This is a genomic window from Micromonospora sp. CNB394 (assembly GCF_000374985.1).
GTDB classification, from domain to species: Bacteria; Actinomycetota; Actinomycetes; order Mycobacteriales; family Micromonosporaceae; genus Micromonospora; species Micromonospora marina.
This window is the reverse complement of sequence record NZ_KB895825.1, coordinates 429,167-445,550: the sequence shown is the minus strand read 5'-3', so window position 1 is coordinate 445,550 and position 16,384 is coordinate 429,167. Positions and strand designations below refer to the sequence as shown.

The following is a 16,384-nucleotide window of genomic DNA, read 5'->3' as shown; positions in this document are numbered from 1 at the left end:
CACGTTGGTTGAGCGTGCTTGGCTCAAGTAACAAACCGTGCCCCTTGTTCCGGGTTGTGAGCCACACCACTGCGAGGCGGTGCGTTCCCGCGCTCGCGGCCCAATGACGGCACCCTTTACCACGGACCCGCCGAATGGAAACAGTCGGCTATTCTTGCGGAATTACCGCATGGTAGGTCAAACTCTTAGCCACACCCCGCCCGACACAGGGAGTAATGGCGATGGCAAGGAAAGTAATCACTGTTCTGACCGACGACCTCGACGGCGGAAAGGCCGATCGGACCGTCGAGTTCAGCCTGGACGGCGTGGCGTACACGATCGACGTCTCCGACGAGAACGCGGGCGTCCTGCGCAAGGCGCTGGATCCCTACATCAACGCTGGCAGGCGAATGGGCCGGGGAGCGGCAGAGGCCCCCCGCGGCGCCCGCCGCACCACCCGGCCGAGCACCTCGGGAATGGACCGCGAGCAGAACCGCGCCATCCGGGAATGGGCCGCCAAGAACGGGTTCGAGATTTCCGAGCGCGGACGCATCCCCGTGTCGGTCGTCGAGGCGTACAAGAACCGCTGACCGCCGCCGGTTCACCGTCGGGCATCCCGGGGTCACGCTGAGAAATCGGCGTGGCCCCGATCGGCTTTCCACGGCCGGCGATTTCCATCCCGCCGGCTACCGCCGCCCGAGATTTCTTTCGGGACCACCTCCCACCGTGCCCCGTACGCGGGAACGGCAGCAGCCGCCCGGAGGAGCCCTCCGGACGGCCGCTACCGTTCGCCCGCTCAGTTGACGCGGATGCGCACCACGTCGATGGCGGGGGTCTGGTTCGCCCGCTCCATCATCGGGATGCGGTGCGAGCCGTCACCGGCCCAGACCGCGCACTGCGCCACGCCCGACTGCGCCAGACCCGGGATCTGGATCAGCACGTCGTCCGGCTGCTCGCTGCCCCGCCCGTCCTCGGTGGCGACGAAGAAGGCCGGCACGTCCTGCGGGTTCGGGGGCTGCCGGGTGCTGCCGAGCATCCGGCAGGCGGTGTGGAAGTGGCCGCGCACCAGGCCCTCCCCGTTGAGCAGCGAGCTCTCCAGGTAGTAGCCCCCCTGGCCGGCGGCGAGGAAGCGGTCCCGCACCAGGTTCTTGGTGGTGACCCGGAGCGTGAACGGCTGGTTGCGCCGCACCTGGTCCGGGAACTGCGTGATCAGCAGCGACGGGTTGTTCGCCGCGGCGCCCACCTCACCGAACGCGGTGCTCACGCACCGGTTGCCGTTCTGGAAGCCGTCGTGGGCCTCGAGCCGGCTGTCGGAGCAGTCGTTGGCGAGCACGTCCAGACCGTTGCCGCCGTCGTTGTCCTGACCACCGCCGTTGTCGTTCCCGTCGCCATTCTGGCCGCCGTCGTTCCCGCCATTGTTCTCGCCGTTGTCGCCGCCGTTCTGAGGGATGTCGGTCACCGCGCACTGGGCGAGTTGGTCCAGCCCCTCCGGGCGCTGCGCGACCCGGCCGATGGCAGTGGCGATCCGGTTGAGCGTGGCGGTCCGCTTGTCCGCCAACGGACGCAGGATCGCATTGTTGATGAACTCGCCGCCGTTGCGGCCGTCGGCCGCGAGCCGGCGGTTCGCCTCGGCGATCTGACTCTCCAGCAGCGCCAGGTTGCGGTCCACCTCGGCCCGGGCCCGGTCGGGCACCTGCGGCAGCCGGCCGCGGACGTCCGGGCAGGCCACGGTCGGGGTGCCGGCGCCGGCACCGCCCGCGTTCGTCTGCTCGCACTCGGCCGGCGACATCTGGCCGTCGCCCCAGTGGTTGCGGACCCAGCGGCCGTCCTGCCACGTACGGGTGGTGCTGCCCTGCCCCTTCGGGGCGGTCGCCCCGGGACTCGCCGGCACGCAGGACGCCGAGGCGGCGCGGGTGGTCGTCCGCCGGTCCTGGGCGGACGAGATCTGGGTGACGGCGACGACGCCGCCGAATACCGCGAGCGTGCCGACAACCGCCAGCATCCGCTTGCTCCGCGCGTTACCGGATGACCGGCGCGCCCGTGTGGACCTGCGCATCGAATTGCTCTCCTTCTCGATCCGGTAGTTGACTGGTGATCCCGGCGGGCCGACGAATTCGCGGTGTGAGATCACTGCGACGCTCGGTCGCACGTCAATGGCCGACGATGCCCTTTCCGCACCGTCTCCGCGCCGTCGGGGCGCGGCGGGGAAGATCCGCGTCCATTCCCGATGAGGTACGGAGCGCCGTCGGCGAAGGTTCACCGGAGATCGGAAAAAAAATCGAAAGCCGCCGTCCTCGGCGGCGAGGACGGCTCAGTCGGCGCAGAGATGGTCGAAGGCGAACCCACCGTCGAAGGAGTCCCGCTGCGCGGCCAGCGCGCGTACCCGCCGGAGAAGCTCGTCCCGGTCCACCAGGGACGGCGCTGCGCCGTCGAGGTCCCGCAGCCGCTCCCCCAGCGCCGCAGCGGCCAGGTCCTCGGCGAGCCGCCCCGGGTCGACGCCGCAGGCGAAGCCGCGCGAGGTCAGCCGGACCCGCTCCAGCAGGCAGCGGCCGGGCCGCACCTCGGCCCAGGCCCAGCCCTCCGCCGGGCCGCCGGTCCAACGCACGTGCAGGCCACGCACGATCGGATCGGCGATGCGGCCGGCCACGTACGCCTCGACCGCCTCGACCCGGGCCAGCGCGCCCAGGTCGTTCACCGGCCCGCGCCGGCCGTCCGGCAGCCGGCCGACGATGTCCCGGAACCCGACCGCGTCACCGGCGTCCGGGTCGGTGCCGTCGGCGTACGCCCGCGCGTCCAGCACGTACGCGACGAACCGGCGGACCTGGTCCGCGCCGCCCAGCGCCGGCGACTCGACGCGCAGCAGCGGCAGGCCCACGGCGGCGCAGACCGCGTCGGTCAGCCGTTCGGACCGCCGGGCGGGCGACCCGTCGGAGGCGGGCACGGTGAACCGCACCGCGAAGCGCGGCAGCCCGGTGTCGGCGGCGCAGACCACCAGGTCGAGCGACGCCCGTCCGGCGGTGCTCCACTGGCTGCCGGTGACCCCCGGCGGGCGGCCCTGCACCAGGTCGCCGAGCCGTCGCCCGCCGTGACCGAGGTGACCGGCACGCACCAGGGACGGCGCGGCGCCGGGCGGGATCGGCCGCAGCCAGGACGCGGTCACGCTGCCTGTGCTCGTCATCTCGCCCCGATCCCCCTCGTCCGGTCGACGCCCGAGTCTATGTGGTGGGGCACGACCGGTCCGGCCGACCGGTGCGCCGGCACGCCCGTCCCTCTAGGCTCTGCCCGTGCCCAGCGGACGGACCCCGGAACAGTTCACCAAACGCAGTCTCGTCGCCGTGTCCCACGCCATCGAACGCGCCGCGCTCGCCGAGGCCGAGGACGGCCCGCTCGTCGTGCTCGCGCTGTTCCAGCGGCTGCCGTACTTCGCCCGGGAGCGCGAGGTCTACCGGCGCATCGCCGGCCGCGCCGCCGTGACGGTGGTGGCGATGGTCGGCGGACCGCCGCCCGACCTGCCCGAGGGCGCCTACGGCGTGCCGCTCGACGAGGCGGAGGCGCTGGCCCGGGAGTGGACGGTGGTGGCGCTGAGCCCGCGTTTCGGCGCCACACTCGTCGCCCACGACCGGGCCGAGGTGGTGCCCGCGCCGACGTTGGAGTCCGGCCGCCTGTTCGAGGGACGCTGGGGCTTCCGCCGCGACGAGGCGCTGCACGAGGCGATCCGGCTGCGCGAACAGCTCGCCGAGCGGCTGCCCGCAGCGGCTCGTACCGCGCTGGACGAGGCGATCGCCCGGGTGCGGGACATCCCGGCCGGGCCGGGCGAACCGCGTGCCGAGGCGGCGCTGCGGCTGTTGGCGCGCCGCGGCGACCGGATCGACCAGCCGGTCGAGCCGGCCGAGACGATGCTGGAGGAGGCCGGCCTGGCCCGGTGGTCCGGCGCGGACGGGGTGACCGCCTCCGGCACGCTGCCGGTGGCGCTGGTCGGCCTGCGGGTGGACGCGCCGCCCGGCTCGCCGGAACGCTTCGGCCGCCGCGGCGTCGCCCGCGAGGGGCACGCCGTGCTCACCGCGATCACCGCCGTGCTGCGGCCGGTCGACCGCGCGCTGCGCGTCACCGAGAACGAGTTCCAGCTCCTCCTGCCGGGGCTCGACGAACCGGCCGCGCTGGAGGTGGTACGCCGGCTGCACGACGCGATCGGCGCGCTGGCCCGGTCGTACCCGTTCATGGCGTACACCGTGCACGCGGCCGTCGGGGTGACCACCCGGCGGCCGCTGCCCACCGCTGACCTGCGCGCAGCGGTCGACTGGGCGGTACGCAAGGGCCTGCCGGTGGCCGGCCTGCCGCCGGAGACCGCCGACGCGGTGACCGCGGCGGCCCGCTGACCGGCGGTCCGGGTCGAGGAGAGGAGACGCGGTGCGGGTGGTCTCGCTGGTGCCGTCGCTGACCGAGGCGGTCGCGGCCACCCGCCCGGAGGTGCTGGTCGGTGCGACCGACTGGTGCACCCATCCGGCCGGGCTGGACGTCGCCCGGGTCGGCGGGACGAAGTACCCGGACCTGGACCGGGTGCTCGCGCTGGAGCCGGATCTGGTGCTGCTCAACGAGGAGGAGAACCGGCTGGCCGACGCCGAGGCGCTGCGCGCGGCCGGGGTCCCGGTCCGGGTCACCTTCCCGCGTACCGTGCCGGAGGCCCTCGACCAGCTCGGCGAGCTGGTCGTCGCGCTCGGCGCGCCGGCCGAGCCGTCGTGGCTGCGGGCGGCCCGCCACGCCTGGTCCGCGCTGCCCCCGCCGGGACGAGCCCGCACGGCTGTGGTGCCGGTGTGGCGGCGGCCGTGGGTGGTGCTGGGGCGGGACACGTTCGCCGGGGACGTGCTGGCCCGGCTCGGGGTGCGCAACGGCTGGGCAGGCGACGCGGACCGCTATCCCCGGCCGAGCCTGGACGAGTTGCGCGCCCGGGCACCGGACCTCGTGGTGCTGCCCGACGAGCCGTACCGGTTCACCGCCGGCGACGGCCCGGAGGCGTTCCCGGGGGTGCCGGCGGCGCTGGTGTCCGGCCGGCACCTCACCTGGTACGGCCCGTCGCTGGCCGAGGCTCCGGCGCTGCTCGCCGCCCAGCTCGCCACCGCGGGCCCCACCTGACCGGCGCGGCCCGGGTGGCGGCGCTGCGCCGGTCCAGCCGCCCGTCCGTGGTGACCTCGCCGCCGCGGACCTGGACCGTGACCAGGCCGTCGCGCACGGACAGCACCCGGCGCAGCACCTCGTGCACGACCTCCGCACGGATGTCCGCGTCGGTACGCAGGTGCACGCGCAGAAGGTCACCGCGGGTGACGATGCCGGTGAGCCGGCCCAGGTCGTCGAGCACCGGGAGCCGCCTGACCGCCTCGTGGTCCATCAGCCGGGCGGTGACGCCCGCTCGTGGGTGGTGACAGCGGGAGTGGTCATCAGGTCCCGGTCAGGGGCGGCGGACCGGCGGCGACGGGCCGACCGGACCGGGTGGGGACGGGACCAACGACCCGGTCACGAGGGCACCTCTCGGCCCTGCTGCCGGACGTCACGCGGCGGTGGAATGAATGTGCCACCGGGAAGCGCGGTGCGAGGCACAGGAAGGGACGTGGAGACAATGACCGCGACAATCGAGCGGACCACCGCCGCCACCAACGCTCCGGCGGCGCACACCGGGACCACCCGCCGGAAGGCCACCCGGTACGTCTGGGCCGGGCTGCGACTCGCGCTGGGCTGGGTGTTCCTCTGGGCCTTCCTCGACAAAATGTTCGGCCTGGGCCACGAGACCCCGGCGAAGAACGCCTGGATCAACGGCGGCAGCCCCACCAGGGGCTTCCTGGGCAACGCGGTCGAGGGACCGTTCGCGGGCTTCTACCAGAACCTGGCCGGCGCGGCCTGGGCGGACTGGCTGTTCATGGTCGGCCTGCTCGGCATCGGTGTCGCGCTGATGCTCGGCGTCGGCATCCGGATCGCCGCCGCCGCGGGAGGGCTGCTCCTGGTCCTGATGTGGACGGCCGTGCTGCCCCCGGCGAACAACCCCTTCATGGACGACCACCTCATCTACGCGGGTCTGCTGGCCGGCCTGGCCCTGGTGGGCGCCGGCAACACCCTCGGCCTCGGCCGGGCCTGGGCGAAGCTCCCCCTGGTCCAGCGTCTCCCCTGGCTGAAGTGACCAGTTCGCCCCCGGGCGGGCGCCGCCGGCAGGCGGCGCCCGCCCTCTTCGTGTCCCCGCCACACCTGTGTGCGGGGACCGGCGCGTATCGGCCGGTCACGATCCGGCAGGATCGACGGTGACCACACCGTCAGCATCCGAGGAGACCCGCTCATGGACAAGCCCGAGGTCGGCCCGATCGAGGGCGCACCGCCCGCTGATCTCGTCGTCGAGGACATCACCGTCGGCGACGGCCCGGAGGCCCGCCCGGGCCAACTGGTGAGCGTGCACTACGTGGGCGTGGCCCACTCCAACGGCCGCGAGTTCGACGCCTCGTGGAACCGGGGTGAGACGTTCGAGTTCCCGCTCGGCGGCGGCCAGGTCATCGCCGGCTGGGACCAGGGCGTCGTGGGTATGAAGGTGGGCGGCCGGCGCAAGCTCACCATCCCGCCGCACCTGGGCTACGGCGCCCGGGGCGCGGGTGGCGTCATCAAGCCGAATGAGACGCTCGTCTTCGTGGTGGACCTGCTCGGCGTGCGCTGAGCAGCGCCCCCTTCCCGTCGGGCCGTCGGCAGTCGCGCCGGCGGCCCGACGTGCGCCCGGCCCGGCTGCGCGCGCCCGGGCCGGCAGCCGTTCAGGCCGCGCAGGCCACCAGTTCGGGGGCGCGGCCGGGCAGGCCCTGGTCGCGGTCGGGCAGGGCTCGCGAGCGGTCGGAGCAGCGCACCGGAAGCACCCGGTGCAGGCCGGTCACCCGCAGCACCCGGGCCACCACCGGGTCGGGGTCGGTGAGCACCAGCTCACCGCCGCGGGCCCGGACCCGCAGGTGGGTGGCGACCAGCGCGCGGACCCCGGCGGCGGAGAGCAGCCGCACACCGGACAGGTCGACCCGCAGCACCGGCCGGGCCGGCGCCGCCCAGAGCGCGGCCCGGAACGCCGTCACGGTGGCGATGTCGATCTCGCCGACCGGTCGCAGCTCGACCACGTGATCGTGCACGTCCGTCGCCACGTGGAAGCGCTCAACGCTGGGTACCATGCGGCCAAACCTACTCGGGCCCACCGACATTTCCGGACCTCGCGGCGGGGGTTCCGGGTAGTGTCCGGGAACCGACCCCGAGCGGTCTCAGGGTCGCCCCCGCAGCCGCCACGCCACGCCGCGCGGGAGCCGGCGAAACGCCGTCGGGCTGCCCCGCGCGGACGCCACCTCTGGCTGGGCAGCCTGACCGCGAACGGGGTGGCCCGCGTCGGCCTGGACCGAGCACGGCGCGGGGCCGGCCCGCGCGGACGCGGGCCGGCCCCGGGGCCGTTCCTCCCCAGGTTCAGCCGCCGCTGTTGCTCCGCGAGGGGGCCGGGGCCGGTGACGACCCACCGGCCACCGCGCCCGGGTGCGGCGTGGCGCTCTGCGTGGGCTTCAGCCCCGCCGGTACGGGCAGCGCACTGCCCTTGGCGAACTCGTCCCAGCCCACGTTCCAGGCGGTGAAGCCGTTGCCCTGGTCGAGCTTCACCTCGGTGCCCTTGACCGTCACCAGGTCACCGACCTGCGTGATGCCCATCAGCCAGTCCGCGGCGGTGGCCGAGACGTTGGTGCAGCCGTGCGAGACGTTCGTGCTGCCCTGGTCCCCCTCGGACCACGGCGCCGAGTGGATGAACTCGCCGCCCCAGGTCAGCCGCTGGGCGTCGTCCACGTCGACCACGTAGCCACCGTCGGGCTCACCGCGGGTGTCGAACGTGGTGTGCTCGTGCTTCTCCATGATCACCATCGCGCCGCTGGACGTCGGCGTGCTCGGCTTGCCGAGGCTGACGGGGATCCTCTTGAGCACCTTGCCGTCCTGGTAGACGGTCATCTGCTTGGTCCCGTTGTCGATGTCGAGCGTCACCTGCCGGCCGACCTTGGCGGTGGCGATCCGGTCGGAGTCGCCGATCGCGTCCTTGCCGATGGGCAGCCCCTGCAGCCCGCTGCGCACGCTGATCGTGGTACCCGGCTTCCAGCGGTCCGGTGCCCGGTACTCGGCCTGCTTGCCGTCGGCCACCCAGGACCAGGTGCCCGGCTGCGGCGGGTCGGTCTTCACGAACAGCCGGCGCTGCACGTCCGCACGGGCCTCCTCGGGAATCGGCGGGTCGAATCCGAGCACGACCGGCATCGCCGTCCCGTACGTCTGGTTCGATCGGAAATACAATTCGCTGGTGACTGCCGGTTTGGTGGATTTGGCCATCGTCGTGAACGTCGTCTTCTGCGTGGCGGTCTTGCCGGAATCGCCGGTCGCGGTCACCTCCGCAGTGTACGTCCGGGAATTGGCGAGCGGCCGGTCCGGCACCCAGCCGGACCCGTCCTCACGCGGCTGGGCCGGCACGGCGTTGCCCTTGTCGTCGGTCAGCTTGACGGCTGTCACCTTACCGTTGCTGACCTTCGTCCCCACCTCCGCGCTGATCGGCACGTCCCGCGTGCGGTCGACCGGCGTCACGGAGACCGACGGCGGCGCCGCCTCGGCCCGCTTCGCCACCGACTTCGGGCCGGCGGTGCACGCGCCGACCGCCAGCGGCGCGGCTGCGACGGTCATCGCGAAAAGCGTCAGTCGGCGCCTCGCAAACATATTTCGCCCCCCATTTCCGAACCCTCTCGCCCACATTCTGTACGCCCGGGATCGCGCCGTGGCACCTTCGGCGGAATTGCTCGGAAACAGCTGCGCGAATTGTGCCGGACAGGTAATTCCCGTCCCGGCTTGCGCCCCACGCCCCCTCCGCCCGGTTCCCCACCCCCGCCCACCCCGCGCCCCGCACCCCGCCCGCCTGCCCCTCGTCCGCCGATCACGAAGTTGACAGCGCACCGGCGTCCGATTCGTCCCCGCCAACCTCATGATCGACTGGGAGAGGGGCGTGAGGGCACAGGGGCCGCACCGGACGGACAAACACGCAGGATCGGGCGCATCGAGGGCGGCAAGTGCAAGATCGCGAACGGGTAGCAGCGGGGACGCGAGCGGCCCCGGCCCTCGTGGTGCGGGCCGGGGCCGGACGTGACGGGTCAGACGTTGGCGACCAGCAGCGCGGGCTGCTCGACGCAGTCGGCGACGTGGCGCAGGAAGCCGCCGGCCACACCACCGTCGCAGACCCGGTGGTCGAACGTGAGGCTGATCTGGGTCACCTTGCGGACGGCGAGCTGCCCGTCCACCACCCACGGCTTGTCCACGATCCGGCCGACGCCGAGCAGCGCCGCCTCGGGGTGGTTGATGATCGGCGTGGAGCCGTCCACGCCGAACACGCCGTAGTTGTTGAGCGTGAACGTCCCACCGGTAAGCCGCGCCGGCGGGAGCGTGCCGGCCCGGGCCGCCGCCGTGGTCTCGGCGAGCGCGGCGGCCAGGTCCCGGGTGGTGAGCCGCTGCGCGTCGCGCAGCACCGGCACGACCAGGCCACGGTCGGTCTGGGCGGCGATGCCCAGGTGCACGCCCGCGGACTGGACGATCCGCTGGCCCTCGGTGTCGACGTGCGCGTTGAGCTGCGGATACCTCCGCAGGCCACTCAGGCAGATCCGGGCCAGCAGCGCCAGGATGCTCACCGGCGTGTCCGGGGTGGCGGCGTTGATCGCCGCACGCGTCTCCAGCAGCCCGGTGGCGTCCACGTCGACCCAGATGGTCACCTCGGGGATCTCCCGGCGGCTGCGGGACAGCTTGTCGGCGATCACCTTGCGGATGCCGGTGAGCGGGATGACCGCGTCGCCGTCGCCGGCCGGGGCGAGCCCGACGTGCGCGGCCGGAACGTCCGGCACCGCCGCCAGCCGGGTCGCCGGAGCGGGGGCGGCCACCGCGGCGTCCAGGTCGGCCCGGCGGATCACGCCGCCCGGCCCGGTGCCGCGCAGCGACGCCAGGTCGATGCCGTGCTCCTTCGCCAGCCGCCGCACGATCGGCGAGATGACCAGCGGCGCCGACGGTCCGTGGGGCTGCGCCCGCTCGGCGGTGCGGTCCGCCGGCGCGGCCGTGCCGCTCGGAACCGGCGAAACGGCCGGAGCCGGACCCGCCGGGGCCGGAGAGCCGGTCCCGGCCGCCGGGCCCGCCGAGGCGGGTGCGCCGGTCCCGGGAGTCAGGGCCAGTCGCGGGCGGCGCCGCCGCCGGCCCGTGCCGCCGTGGCCGGTGCCGTAGCCGATCAGGACGTTGCCGGACCCGGCCCGCTCCTCCTCACGGTAGGTGGCGTGCGGGTCGGGGGCGTCGTCGAGCGGCGCGATGGTGATGAGGGGCTGGCCCACCGGGCGGACCTCACCGGCCGCGCCGTGCAGGGCCACGACCCGGCCGGCGTACGGGCACGGCACGTCGACGACGGCCTTGGCGGTCTCCACCTCGACCACGCTCTGGTCCACGGTGACCACGTCGCCGACGGCGACCCGCCACTCGACGATCTCCGCCTCGCTCAGCCCTTCCCCGAGGTCGGGCAGGAGAAAGTCGCGGGTTCCGACCGCCGCGGTCATGCCGCCACCCACCGCGTGTCGGGCTGGTCGTCCCACTGCAGGCGGGCCACGGCGTCCAGCACCCGGTCGACCGAGGGCAGGTGGGTGTGCTCCAGCATCGGCGCCGGGTACGGGATGTCCAGCCCGGACACCCGCAACACCGGCGCGTGCAGGGCATGGAAGCAGCGCTCCTGGACCCGGGCGGCGATCTCCGCGCCGACACCGGCGAAGCCCTGCGCCTCCTGGATCACCACGCACCGGCCGGTACGGCGTACCGAGGCGGTGACGGTGGCGTCGTCGAACGGCACGATGCTGCGCACGTCGACCACCTCCAGGTCCCAGCCCTCCTCGCGGGCGGCCTCGGCGGCGGCGAGCGCGACCGGCACCGCCGGCCCGTACGCGATCAGCGTCGCGTCGCTGCCGGGGCGACGCACCACGGCGGTGCCGATCGGCGCGGTGCGGGCGGGCAGCTCGGCCTCGGCGCTGGTGAAGTAGAGCTTCTTGGGCTCCAGGAACACCACCGGGTCGGGGTCGTCGACGGCGGCGCGCAGCAGCGAGTACGCGTCGTCCACGGTCGCCGGCGTGACCACCTTCAGGCCGGGGGTGTGCGCGTAGTACGCCTCGGACGAGTCGCAGTGGTGCTCCACGCCGCCGATGCCACCGGCGTACGGCACCCGGATGACGATCGGCACGCTGAGTGCGCCGCGGGTGCGGTTGCGCAGCTTCGCCACGTGCGAGGCGATCTGCTCGAACGCCGGGTACGCGAACGCGTCGAACTGCATCTCGACCACCGGCCGCAGGCCGGACATGGCCAGGCCGACCGCGAACCCGACGATGCCGGCCTCCGCGAGCGGGGTGTCGAAGCAGCGCTTGTCACCGAACCGGGCCTGCAGCCCGTCGGTGATCCGGAAGACGCCGCCGAGCTGGCCGACGTCCTCGCCGAAAACGACCACCCGCTCGTCGTCGAGCATCGCGTCGGCGAGTGCGGCGTTGAGCGCCTTCGCCATGGTCATGGTGGCCATCAGGCGTCCCCCTCCCCATCGGCGGCCAACTCGGCCCGGACCATCTCGCGCTGCTCGACGAGTTGCGGCGTCGGCTCGGCGTACACGTGGTCGAACAGGCTCAGCGGGTCCACGGTCGGCTGGGAGTCCATCCGGCGGCGCAGCGTCGCGGCGTACTCCTCGGCCTCCTCCGCGACGGCCGCGACGGCCGCGTCGTCCAGCACGCCCCTGGCCCGCAGGTACGCCTCGAGCCGGGCGATCGGGTCGCGGTCGCGCCACGCCTCGACCTCGTCGGCGTCGCGGTAGCGGGTCTGGTCGTCGGCGTTGGTGTGCGGCTCCATCCGGTACGTGTGCGCCTCGACCAGGTAGGGGCCCTTGCCGGCACGGGCGTGCGCCACGGCGCGATCCAGCACCGCCAGGACGGCCACCGGGTCGTTGCCGTCGACCTGCTCGCTGGGTACGCCGTAGCCGACGCCCTTGTAGGCCAGGCTCGGCGCGGCGGTCTGCCGGGACAGCGGCACGCTGATCGCGTACTTGTTGTTCTGCACCAGGTAGACGACCGGCGCCTTGAACACGGCGGCGAAGTTGATGCCCTCGTGGAAGTCGCCCTCGCTGGTGGCGCCGTCGCCGATGAACGCCAGCGCCACCGTGTCGCGCCCCTGGTACGACTCGCCGTAGGCCAGCCCGGCGGCGTGCACGCACTGGGTCGCGAGCGGGGTGCACTGCGGCGCGGTGCGGGTGGCGGCCGGGTCGTACCCGCAGTGCCAGTCGCCGCGCAGCAGCGTGAGCACCTCGACCGGGTCGAGGCCACGCGCGGTCAGCGCCATCGACTCGCGGTAGGTGGGGAACACCCAGTCGTCCTCGCGCAGCGCGAGGACACCGCCGATCTGGCACGCCTCCTGGCCGCGCGCGGACGGGTAGACGGCGAGGCGGCCCTGCTTGGTGAGCGCGGTGGCCTGCACGTCGAAGCGGCGGCCGACGACCATCCGCCGGTACATCTCGCGCAGCGCCTCGACCGGCGGCTCCGGGTAGTCGTCGCGGGCCGGCAGCGGGGTCCCGTCGGGTTCGAGCAGCCGGACCGGGTCCCGCTGCGGCATGAAGCCGGCCGACGGGTCGGGTGCGGCCGGGGTGGTCTTCCGGCGGGTGCGCGGGGATGCCCTGCGGACCGCCTGGGGTGTGGTCGTCACGGCGGGGACCTCCTGGACGTGTGGTGGCCCTATGCTCCCGGTCGTGGATGATTGACTCAACATCCGGGATGAACGCGGGACGAATGGCACGGGAGGGCGGCTGAGGTGAGCCAGGAGACCGGCGCCACACCGGGCCCGGCGGGCGGAACGGGACGTTCGGCCGGGCCGCTGGACGAGGTCGACCGGCGGATCCTGCGCGAGCTGGTCCGCGACGCCCGGACGTCCATCCGTACGCTCGCCGAACGGGTGCACGTCTCCCGCACCAACGCGTACGCCCGGGTGGAGCGGCTGCTACGCGACGGTGTGCTGACCGGGTTCACCGCGCGGGTCGCGCCGGAGCCGGCCGGGCTGGGCACGTCGGCGTACATCGCGCTGACCATTGAGCAGAACACCTGGCGGGAGGTCTCCGCCGAGCTGGCCCGGGTGCGCTACATCGAGCACGCGGCACTGCTCAGCGGCGAGCACGACGTCCTCGCGCTGGTCCGGGCGCCGGACAACGCGACGCTGCGGGACGTGGTGCTGGACCGGGTGCAGAGCATCGCCGGGGTGCTGTCCACCCGCACCTGGCTGGTGTTCGAGGAGTTCGACGGCACGCAGAGCCCCTGGGACTGACCGGTCAGCGTTCCGGCGGCGATTCCAGCCCCTCGGCGTCGGCCCGCTCCAGCAGCGGTCGCAGCGAGTACCGCCGCCCGTCCAGCCCGGCGTGCGGGTCGCCGCGCCCGGCGAACCGCGCGGGCATGCTCAGCACGTCGAAGTCCGCCGGGCGGGCGTCGTCCAGCTCGGCCCAGTCCAGCGGCGCCGAGACCAGCGCCGCGGGCGTCGGCCGGATCGAGTACGCCGAGGTCATCGTGTGGTCGCGGGCCATCTGGTTGTAGTCGACGAAGACCGGCCGGTCCCGCTGGTCGCGCCACCAGGTGGTGGTGACCAGGTCGGGCAGGCGGCGCTGCATCTCCCGGCCCAGTGCGAGCACCGCCCGCCGGCACTCGCCGAAGCTCCAGCGCGGCTCGATCGAGACGTAGACGTGGATGCCGCGCCCGCCGGTGGTCTTCGGGAAGCCCTCCAGGCCCAGCTCGGCGAGAAACGCGCGTACCTCGTGCGCCACCGGCACCACCTGCGCGAAGTCCACCCCCGGCATCGGGTCGAGGTCGATGCGCAGCTGGTCGGGGTGCTCCACGTCGTCCTTCGACACCGGCCACGGGTGGAACCGCAGCGTGCCCAGGTTGGCCGCCCAGATCACCACCGCCAGCTCGTTCGGGGCGACCTCGTCGGCGGTTCGGCCACTGGGGAACGTGATGTGCGCGGTGCGGACCCAGTCGGGTGCGCCGGCCGGGAGCCGCTTCTGGTAGAAGGCGTCGCCCTTGTTCGTCTGCCGGGTGGCGACCGTGGCACCCTCGAACACGCCGCGCGGCCAGCGTTCCAGCATGGTCGGCCGGTCCCGCAGCGCGCGCAGGATGCCGTCGCCGACGGACAGGAAGTAACGGACCACGTCCAGCTTGGTCAGCCCGCGCTCCGGAAAGTAGGGCTTGTCGGGGCTGGAGACGCGGACCAGCCGCTCCCCCACCTGGATCTCCTGCGCCGCCGTGGTCGCCACCGCCACAGGGTAGCGACCCTTCCCGGCCGCGGGGACCGGCTCACCGGGACTCCGCCGTCACCGACAGCCGGATCCAGGTGTCCACCCAGGCCCGTACCGCCGGTTCGCCGGGGTCGGCGCCGAGCGCACCGGCCAGCCCGGACAGCGCCGCGCCGCAACGGTCCAGGCCGACTCCGGCGAGCGCGGCGGCCGTCGCGCGCAGCCGGTCGGGGAAGCCCGCCGGCAGGTGCCGCAGACCGGTGTGCGCGGCCTGGGCGAGCAGCGCCGAGGCCGTACCCAGCGCGGCGGCGACCGGGTCGGGCCGGGCGCCGACCGCACCGGCCAACCGGCCGTCGCCCACCCCGGGCGAGAGATCGGGTACGACCACCGCGTCGGCGACCACCGCCAGCGGCTCGACGACGAGCCCGTCCGCGCCGCGGCGTACCGTCCCGCTGACGTAGCGCGGCGGCCCGTGTGTACCGTCCAACGCCGCCGCGAGCGCGTCGAGTGCACCAGGGGCGGCGCCGTGGTGGGTGGCGCTGATCGTCGCCGTGCCGCCGTCGGCCCCGGTCACCGTGGCGTCGAGGCGCTGGTCGCCGGCCGCGTACCCGATGGTGCGCACCGCGCCGAGCGCGAGCACCCGAACCGACTCGGCGGCGGTGCGGGGACGCAGCAGCCGCGGTGGCCGTCCCGCCAGCTCGGCGGCGAGCGCGTCCGGGTCACGGACGAGCAGGCCGGGCGGCAGCCCGGACCACTCCCCCGCGCCGGGGGTCACTGTGGTGCGGGCGAGCCGCCCGGCGGCGAACCGGAGCTGGTGCGCGGCGCTGCGCACCGCCGACTCGGAGACGACGTTGCCGGTGGCCAGTGCGCCCAGGGTGGTGCCGGCGACTCGCCGCCCGGCCAGCTCGTGCCCGGTGGGCGGGCCGTCGTCGGTGACCGGGTAGGCGCGGCGCAGCACGAGCACCGAGACGGCCGCCGGGTGGGCGAGCACCACATCCACGCCCACCTCGCCGCCACTGTCGCGGACCCGGGCGCCGAGACCGGTCAGGCGTACCCGCCGCAGCGGCGTCTCCGCCGGCTCGTGGGTGCCGAGCACCCGCTCCGGTGGCGTGGCGCCGGCGTTGACCACCGCGCGCCGCCGCGCGGGCAGCTCGGCGAGCAGGTCGGCGAACGTCTCCGGCCGGTACCCGGCGCCACGCGCGGCGTACGCCTCCAGTTGCCCGGCCAGGTCGTCCACCGCCAGCAGCGGCCAGCGCAGACCGGCCGCGTCGAGGTCACGCCGGGCCGCCGCGAGCCGGGCGTCCACCCCGGAACCCAGGTGCGCGGCCCCGGTCAGCAGCACGTCGGCGGCCAGCGTCACCGCCGCGTCCAGCGCCGGATGCTCCGTGACGGTGGCCGGTCCGCCGACGCGCACCTGGGCCTCGGGGCGGTCCGGGTGCTCCCGGTCGGCCGCCCGGCACGCCCACACCGCGAGCGCGACCGCCTCACCGCCGTCGTCGGCCGCGTCGCCGCGCGCGTACCCGATCTGGCGGGGCACCAGGAAGCGGACCGTGCCGGTGGGCAGCTCCACGCGCGGCACCGGGTCGGCGGCGGTCGGCCGGTGGACGACGGCGGTGTAGCCGCGCCGCCGGCGCCGCTGCGCGGCGGCGAGCGCGGGCGCGCTGATAGCGGCGGCCAGCTCGTCGTCGCTGACGTCGCCCGGCGACCACCGCCACGGTTCCCCACCGGCTCCGGCGTCGTCCCGGTCCGGCGTGGCGTCCAGGTCGGGCGTGGTCACACGGCCCGCGGCTTGGGCGTGCGCGCGCTGGTACGTCAGCACCACGGCGAGCAGGTGCCGGCACACCCCGGGCGCCGGGCAGGAGCAGATCCCAGCCGCGAGGCCGCCACCCACGGGCAGCGTCACGGCCACCCCGTCCGGGTACGCGGCACGCACCGTGCCGTCGGCGTCCTCGGTGAGCGTCTGCCGCCCACCGGCCTCGACCTCCTTCGTGGCGCGCTTCACCAGGCCCCTGTTGCTCAGCGCGGCGAGCACGTCCGGGGTCAGCGCGATCAGGTCGTCACGTGCCACCCGTC

Annotated in this window: 16 protein-coding genes; 6 read left to right on the top strand and 10 right to left on the bottom strand. The window is 74.5% G+C overall.

Annotated features, from left to right (window positions below):
• Positions 1–221: 221 nt before the first annotated feature.
• Positions 222–569, top strand: a complete 348-nt coding sequence (locus tag C569_RS0101895) for an Lsr2 family protein (protein ID WP_026267590.1) — start codon at positions 222–224, stop codon at positions 567–569.
• Between the two features lie 206 nt (positions 570–775).
• Here C569_RS0101895 and C569_RS0101890 read toward each other — a convergent pair whose 3' ends face one another.
• Together C569_RS0101890 and C569_RS0101885 are read right to left on the bottom strand one after the other, a co-directional pair.
• Complete coding sequence (locus tag C569_RS0101890; protein WP_051090434.1) at positions 776–1,981, bottom strand: hypothetical protein; 1,206 nt, start codon at positions 1,979–1,981, stop codon at positions 776–778.
• 309 nt (positions 1,982–2,290) lie between these two features.
• Entirely contained in the window at positions 2,291–3,157 is an 867-nt protein-coding gene (locus C569_RS0101885) for a DUF2726 domain-containing protein (protein WP_018784130.1), read from the bottom strand.
• Between the two features lie 106 nt (positions 3,158–3,263).
• Between C569_RS0101885 and C569_RS0101880 the strand changes: the two genes are divergently transcribed.
• Both C569_RS0101880 and C569_RS0101875 read left to right on the top strand, forming a co-directional pair.
• Entirely contained in the window at positions 3,264–4,355 is a 1,092-nt protein-coding gene (locus C569_RS0101880; RefSeq protein ID WP_026267588.1) for a DICT sensory domain-containing protein, read from the top strand.
• Between the two features lie 31 nt (positions 4,356–4,386).
• A complete protein-coding gene (locus tag C569_RS0101875; RefSeq protein WP_018784128.1) occupies positions 4,387–5,109 on the top strand; it encodes a helical backbone metal receptor in 723 nt (240 codons plus the stop codon).
• Here the strand turns inward: C569_RS0101875 and C569_RS0101870 are convergent.
• Complete coding sequence (locus C569_RS0101870) at positions 5,033–5,362, bottom strand: CBS domain-containing protein (protein ID WP_026267587.1); 330 nt, start codon at positions 5,360–5,362, stop codon at positions 5,033–5,035. The genes C569_RS0101875 and C569_RS0101870 overlap by 77 nt on opposite strands.
• A gap of 219 nt (positions 5,363–5,581) precedes the next feature.
• On the opposite strand from C569_RS0101870, the gene C569_RS0101865 reads away from it, so the two are divergent.
• Together C569_RS0101865 and C569_RS0101860 are read left to right on the top strand one after the other, a co-directional pair.
• The gene (locus C569_RS0101865; RefSeq protein WP_026267586.1) at positions 5,582–6,145 is read left to right on the top strand and encodes a DoxX family membrane protein; all 564 of its coding nucleotides are present in this window, start codon (positions 5,582–5,584) and stop codon (positions 6,143–6,145) included.
• A gap of 153 nt (positions 6,146–6,298) precedes the next feature.
• A complete protein-coding gene (locus C569_RS0101860; protein ID WP_018784126.1) occupies positions 6,299–6,667 on the top strand; it encodes an FKBP-type peptidyl-prolyl cis-trans isomerase in 369 nt (122 codons plus the stop codon).
• Between the two features lie 91 nt (positions 6,668–6,758).
• Here the strand turns inward: C569_RS0101860 and C569_RS29645 are convergent, their stop codons facing one another.
• From C569_RS29645 to pdhA, 5 genes are all read right to left on the bottom strand, one after another.
• A complete protein-coding gene (locus C569_RS29645; RefSeq protein ID WP_051090433.1) occupies positions 6,759–7,157 on the bottom strand; it encodes an STAS domain-containing protein in 399 nt (132 codons plus the stop codon).
• Between the two features lie 283 nt (positions 7,158–7,440).
• The gene (locus tag C569_RS0101850) at positions 7,441–8,712 is read right to left on the bottom strand and encodes an Ig-like domain-containing protein (RefSeq protein WP_026267585.1); all 1,272 of its coding nucleotides are present in this window, start codon (positions 8,710–8,712) and stop codon (positions 7,441–7,443) included.
• Between the two features lie 428 nt (positions 8,713–9,140).
• Positions 9,141–10,574 carry a dihydrolipoamide acetyltransferase family protein gene (locus tag C569_RS0101845; RefSeq protein WP_369752898.1) on the bottom strand — a complete coding sequence of 478 codons (1,434 nt, stop codon included), beginning with the start codon at positions 10,572–10,574 and terminating at the stop codon, positions 9,141–9,143.
• Positions 10,571–11,575, bottom strand: a complete 1,005-nt coding sequence (locus tag C569_RS0101840) for an alpha-ketoacid dehydrogenase subunit beta (protein WP_018784122.1) — start codon at positions 11,573–11,575, stop codon at positions 10,571–10,573. The genes C569_RS0101845 and C569_RS0101840 overlap by 4 nt, the downstream gene beginning before the upstream one ends.
• Positions 11,575–12,774 carry a pyruvate dehydrogenase (acetyl-transferring) E1 component subunit alpha gene (gene pdhA / locus C569_RS0101835; protein WP_026267584.1) on the bottom strand — a complete coding sequence of 400 codons (1,200 nt, stop codon included), beginning with the start codon at positions 12,772–12,774 and terminating at the stop codon, positions 11,575–11,577. The genes C569_RS0101840 and pdhA overlap by 1 nt, the downstream gene beginning before the upstream one ends.
• A gap of 72 nt (positions 12,775–12,846) precedes the next feature.
• On the opposite strand from pdhA, the gene C569_RS0101830 reads away from it, so the two are divergent.
• Positions 12,847–13,353 (top strand): Lrp/AsnC family transcriptional regulator, encoded by a 507-nt coding sequence (locus C569_RS0101830; protein WP_018784120.1) that lies wholly within the window; start codon positions 12,847–12,849, stop codon positions 13,351–13,353.
• A 4-nt stretch (positions 13,354–13,357) separates the two neighbouring features.
• Here C569_RS0101830 and C569_RS0101825 read toward each other — a convergent pair whose 3' ends face one another.
• Together C569_RS0101825 and C569_RS0101820 are read right to left on the bottom strand one after the other, a co-directional pair.
• Positions 13,358–14,338 carry a DNA polymerase domain-containing protein gene (locus C569_RS0101825; RefSeq protein WP_018784119.1) on the bottom strand — a complete coding sequence of 327 codons (981 nt, stop codon included), beginning with the start codon at positions 14,336–14,338 and terminating at the stop codon, positions 13,358–13,360.
• A gap of 34 nt (positions 14,339–14,372) precedes the next feature.
• Positions 14,373–16,379, bottom strand: a complete 2,007-nt coding sequence (locus C569_RS0101820; RefSeq protein WP_018784118.1) for a hypothetical protein — start codon at positions 16,377–16,379, stop codon at positions 14,373–14,375.
• Positions 16,380–16,384: the final 5 nt, after the last annotated feature.

Coding starts and splice junctions, on each gene's coding strand:
- C569_RS0101895 (WP_026267590.1), top strand. CDS start 222: ATGGCAAGGAAAGTAATCACTGTTCTGACCGACGACCTCGACGGCGGA.
- C569_RS0101890 (WP_051090434.1), bottom strand. CDS start 1,981: ATGCTGGCGGTTGTCGGCACGCTCGCGGTATTCGGCGGCGTCGTCGCC.
- C569_RS0101885 (WP_018784130.1), bottom strand. CDS start 3,157: ATGACGAGCACAGGCAGCGTGACCGCGTCCTGGCTGCGGCCGATCCCG.
- C569_RS0101870 (WP_026267587.1), bottom strand. CDS start 5,362: ATGGACCACGAGGCGGTCAGGCGGCTCCCGGTGCTCGACGACCTGGGC.
- C569_RS0101860 (WP_018784126.1), top strand. CDS start 6,299: ATGGACAAGCCCGAGGTCGGCCCGATCGAGGGCGCACCGCCCGCTGAT.
- C569_RS29645 (WP_051090433.1), bottom strand. CDS start 7,157: ATGGTACCCAGCGTTGAGCGCTTCCACGTGGCGACGGACGTGCACGAT.
- C569_RS0101850 (WP_026267585.1), bottom strand. CDS start 8,712: ATGTTTGCGAGGCGCCGACTGACGCTTTTCGCGATGACCGTCGCAGCC.
- C569_RS0101845 (WP_369752898.1), bottom strand. CDS start 10,574: ATGACCGCGGCGGTCGGAACCCGCGACTTTCTCCTGCCCGACCTCGGG.
- C569_RS0101840 (WP_018784122.1), bottom strand. CDS start 11,575: ATGGCCACCATGACCATGGCGAAGGCGCTCAACGCCGCACTCGCCGAC.